Raw genomic sequence first — 4,099 nt, forward strand, 5'->3', positions numbered from 1 at the left:
AGCTGACTGGGCGCTGCTTTTTTAGTTGTGTGATAGGTTGTTGCGATGTTGATGCGCCCGCTTCATCTATAGAAGGCCTCCTATGCTCCACTTGAACATTTACAACTTGCTCAGCTTGAGGTCTACTTGATGTGCCCGCTTCGCTAGCAGGATATATATCGCTTGTACCTTGAATAAAAGATATGTCTTTGTCACATCTTTCAAAAGGTACATATGTTTCTGTAACTAAGTCCCGTGGGTTCGGTATGTCAGGAAGACTATCAGGGGAGTCATGCTCTTCAACAACTTCTGACTCATTTTTTCCAGACCCTAGGCATAGAAGTTTAGAAAAAAACCTGTATAGTATCCCCCTTTTTTTAGGAGTATTATCTGCTGGTCTCGGATGTTCTACATCATGTGTATCTGCTGTATCTGCATTAACAGGATCATGTGTAATCTCTTGCGCCTCCACTGAAAGTGTTGTTGCTGCGTCCTGTTGTATAACTCCCTCATCTCTAGTTGAAGTGCGCTGTTCATTAGCTATTGCATCGCTAGTTGAAGTGTGTTGCTCACCAGTATGTGGGTCAGGATGATAGACTTCAGAATCTGAGTCATTTCCTCCGGATCCTAGGCATAGAAGTTTAAGAAAAAACCTGCGCCAAATAGACTTTTTCCTACCTTGCCTGTTAGAAGCATCTGCTTCTGCTGAAGGGGTAGTGTTTGGTGGTGTGATACCACTAGTACTTTCTGCTTGGCCGCTGCCTGCATCTGAAGGTGAAGTAGTGTTTGGTGATGTGACGCCACTAGGACTTTCTGCTATACCGCTACTTGCATCTGTCGCTGAAGGGGTAGTGTTTTGTGCTGGAATTTCGCTAGTACTTTCTGGTGCGCTACTACCTACAGCTGTTTCAGAAGGCACTGTGGAACTACTGATTTGCCTTCCGTCTGATTCCTTCCCCTCTTGCAATGGCAATCCATGGGCTAATTCCATAGCTTCTGGACTATAGGTTCCTGATGGGCGCCGTACTCTGCTGAATGGATTTTTCATAATATTAAGATTTTAATTTTTAGGAACGAGAGTTTATTAAAAAATAAATAATAGTCAATGCATAATTAGTTTTGAAAGGTGAGTGAATTTCAAGAAGATAGCGATATGCCAGATGGAAAGGGATAAGTTACTCATGTGTATTTTTTGTGTTTGTCGAAAGCTATTTGATTGGAGAAAATTGAGCTACGTATGTAAATTGTTATGACTGTAAAGTGTTAATTCATGATATTTCACAATTATGTCGTGAAATATCCAATTACTAAAGGGTAGAATGCTATGGGTCAGGTAGGTCCCATAAATTAAATTTTCTGTTAGATACGTCATGCTTGTATTATGGTTTAGCATTGAGTTTTTACTTGAGTTACACTGCTCATAAGTTAGAATTTGATTCGTTTCGGGAGAGAATACTATGGCTGAAAAGGGTAGTGATATAAGACCGGGTCAGGTCCTGGATCACAACGGTGGTTTGTATTTAGTAGTGAAGACAATGCATACACAGCCTGGAAAGGGTGGGGCATACATACAGGCTGAGCTGAAAAATCTCAAGACAGGGGCAAAATATCAAGAAAGGTTTCGCACCGACGCAAATATAAAGCGTGCCAGGATCGAGGAAGCTAGTTTTCAGTACATTTTTGGGGACTCTTCTTCTGTCACTTTGATGAGCACTGAAACTTACGAACAAATAGTTATACCCATGGAAATGCTGGGGGAAAAAGCCGTTTATCTAAAGGACGGTATGACTTTGACTTTGCTTTTTCATGAAGGGCGTGTTATATCAGCTCGTATTCCAGATTACGTTGTGCTTGAAGTTGTAGAAGCTGAGTCTGTGGTGAAAGGGCAAACTGCTTCTTCCTCTTATAAGTCTGCAGTGCTAGAGAATGGTCGTCGCATTAGCGTTCCTCCTTTCATTAAAGCTGGTGAAAGAATAGTTGTTTATACGCCTGATGATACCTACTACGAGAGGTCAAAAGATTAAATATGTCAGCCCTGTTTTCCCCAATCATAGGAGTTATGCTAAGGGCTGTGCGCAAGTCCTCAAAGGTGTTAGTGCGGGATTTTAATGAGTTAAGGCACTTAAGATCATCATATGTTGCTGCAAGTGAATTTACTCGCGCGGCGTATCAGAGATCAGGCAAGGTGATAGCAGAGGGGCTGAAGGAGTATAAGCAAGGTCTGGGCGTGCTTATAGAAGGAAGTCGCGAACCGAAAGAATTGGGAGATTTGTTCTGGTACATTAGTCCCATGGATAGCAGAACGAACTTTATGAGCGGGTTGCCGTATTTTGCTTCTACGGTTGCTCTCGTGAAAGAGGGGGAGGTGGTGGCAGCCGTTGTAGATGCTCCAGTGCTGCGTGAGACATATCACGCAGAGAAGGGCTTTGGGGCTTTCTATGAAGATACACATAGTAGATACATCAGGATGCACGTAAGTAGAAGGGAAAATACCAATGCGATGGTTGTAGACTTTACTGCTGGGTGTCAAAAGGCTAGGGCCCTGACAGAAGAATTGGCCAAGGGGCAGGTTGTATTGCGTTCTTTGGGGTCGGTAATTTTGGGATTTTCCTACTTGTGTGCAGCATATTATGATGTACTCATTTACTCTGGTGTTCAACCTTACAAAGCTGGTATAGGCAAGCTATTTGTAGAGGGGAGTAAGGGTAGTTTTGGTCAGTATGCTGATGGTGTTATAGTAGCTGGCAATTTTTTCCTGCGTGATTTTGTGGAAAAGAAGCTTCTTGAAAGTGAGTAAGCGATGTTTAAGTGCGTTGCTGAAGTTGATGGTGTGCGTGTAGATAAGTACGTACGTTCTGTGTTTCCGGGAATAGCACAATCTTTCATAGAAAAGTCTCTGCGTAAGGGCTCAATACTTTTAAATGGCTCCAAGGTTTTGGCATGCACCAGAGTCAAGATAGGAGATGTTTTAAGCATAAAAGATGTAGAGCAGATATCTACAAAAGAAAGAAAGAAGGGGGCAAGCAGTGCCACACACTGTGATGCTATTATGCGTTCTCTTTCGGGAATGATTGCATATGAAGATGAACATGTGGTGGTCCTCAACAAACCTGCGGGGATAAGCGTACAGGGTGGCACCAAAATTCGAGCAAGTATCGACGATGTGCTTGACAGAATTGTACCAGGAGTGTCTTTGCGTATCGTCCATAGATTGGATAGGGACACAAGCGGGGTTCTGGTTTTAAGCAAAAGCTTGGATGTGGCAAGATGTTTTGCCGAGGAAATGCGTTCAAGAAGAGTGCAAAAGGAGTATATAGCAATCACGCATGGGGTACCAGATGCTATCGGAGAGATAACACATCCTGTATTCTACAAAAGAAAAAAACCTTCAGATGCTGAAAAAGAGATAGTCAATAAGGAGGCCAAAACGCTTTTTTCTGTCGTTGTGCATCGCGATGGTCACGCGATAGTATCTCTGCAGCCTTTGACGGGTAGAAAGCATCAACTCAGGATACATTTATCTACAATTGGGTGTCCTATTGTAGGTGATACAAAGTATAGTAAAGACGCGAATAAGGGCGATAATCTGCACTTACATGCACGTAAAATAGGGTTCGAAATTATGGGGAAGAAAGTGGAAGTCTTTGCCCCGGTGCCTAACTATATGAGAGAAACAGCAAAGACATTGTTTGGAATCGACATGGAACATTTTTTACCGGGACACTTCACATCCTGAAATTCACGCACTTGTGCTAATTGTGACAATCCCGCGCAATTACTACACCATACGTGGTGTCTGGCTAAATTTTGCGCTACTACGATTTTGGTATCTGACGGTCTCGAAGTATTTGTGTTCTCTATACAATGTGTGTGATGACCAACTCTGTTACAAGCGGTAGTCCAACTGTAAGTCATGATACTTCGCTAGAATTTGTTGCATAGGCGCTTCCATCTTGAAATTCATATATCTATGCAAGGAAATTTACCCGTGCTGTTCCTACCAAAGGTGAAGTGATGGCAAAATGATAGGATTGCTATACAAGGAAGTTGAGAACCGAAAGCAATTGAGTATCTTTTCCCTAAAGCATTAGTTCCCTGGATAGCGGAAAGAACTTTATAC

4 protein-coding genes are annotated in these 4,099 nt (G+C 42.5%); 3 read left to right on the forward strand and 1 reads right to left on the reverse strand.

All coding sequences use genetic code 11. The annotated features are described in order from the left end of the window. A partial coding sequence (locus R4I06_RS04390; protein WP_334414364.1) for a hypothetical protein occupies nt 1-1,027 on the reverse strand: 1,027 nt, incomplete at its 3' end. 409 nt (nt 1,028-1,436) lie between these two features. On the opposite strand from R4I06_RS04390, the gene efp reads away from it, so the two are divergent. From efp to R4I06_RS04405, 3 genes are read left to right on the forward strand one after another with little or no spacing between them, the layout of a single operon-like run. After that, nucleotides 1,437-2,003 carry an elongation factor P gene (gene efp, locus R4I06_RS04395; protein WP_334414365.1) on the forward strand — a complete coding sequence of 189 codons (567 nt, stop codon included), beginning with the start codon at nt 1,437-1,439 and terminating at the stop codon, nt 2,001-2,003. Nucleotides 2,004-2,005: 2 nt separating this feature from the next. Further along, on the forward strand, nt 2,006-2,776 hold the full coding sequence (locus R4I06_RS04400; protein WP_334414366.1) for an inositol monophosphatase family protein: 771 nt from the start codon (nt 2,006-2,008) through the stop codon (nt 2,774-2,776). A 3-nt stretch (nt 2,777-2,779) separates the two neighbouring features. Continuing rightward, nucleotides 2,780-3,715 carry an RluA family pseudouridine synthase gene (locus tag R4I06_RS04405; protein WP_334414367.1) on the forward strand — a complete coding sequence of 312 codons (936 nt, stop codon included), beginning with the start codon at nt 2,780-2,782 and terminating at the stop codon, nt 3,713-3,715. The last annotated feature ends 384 nt before the right edge of the window (nt 3,716-4,099 follow it).

Origin of the sequence: Anaplasma bovis, assembly GCF_036903315.1 — a bacterium.
Lineage (GTDB): Bacteria > Pseudomonadota > Alphaproteobacteria > Rickettsiales > Anaplasmataceae > Anaplasma > Anaplasma bovis.

What these genes read in the sequence shown, in the direction of transcription:
- R4I06_RS04400 (WP_334414366.1), top strand. Translation starts at nt 2,006, where the DNA reads ATGTCAGCCCTGTTTTCCCCAATCATAGGAGTTATGCTAAGGGCTGTG.
- R4I06_RS04405 (WP_334414367.1), top strand. Translation starts at nt 2,780, where the DNA reads ATGTTTAAGTGCGTTGCTGAAGTTGATGGTGTGCGTGTAGATAAGTAC.
- efp (WP_334414365.1), top strand. Translation starts at nt 1,437, where the DNA reads ATGGCTGAAAAGGGTAGTGATATAAGACCGGGTCAGGTCCTGGATCAC.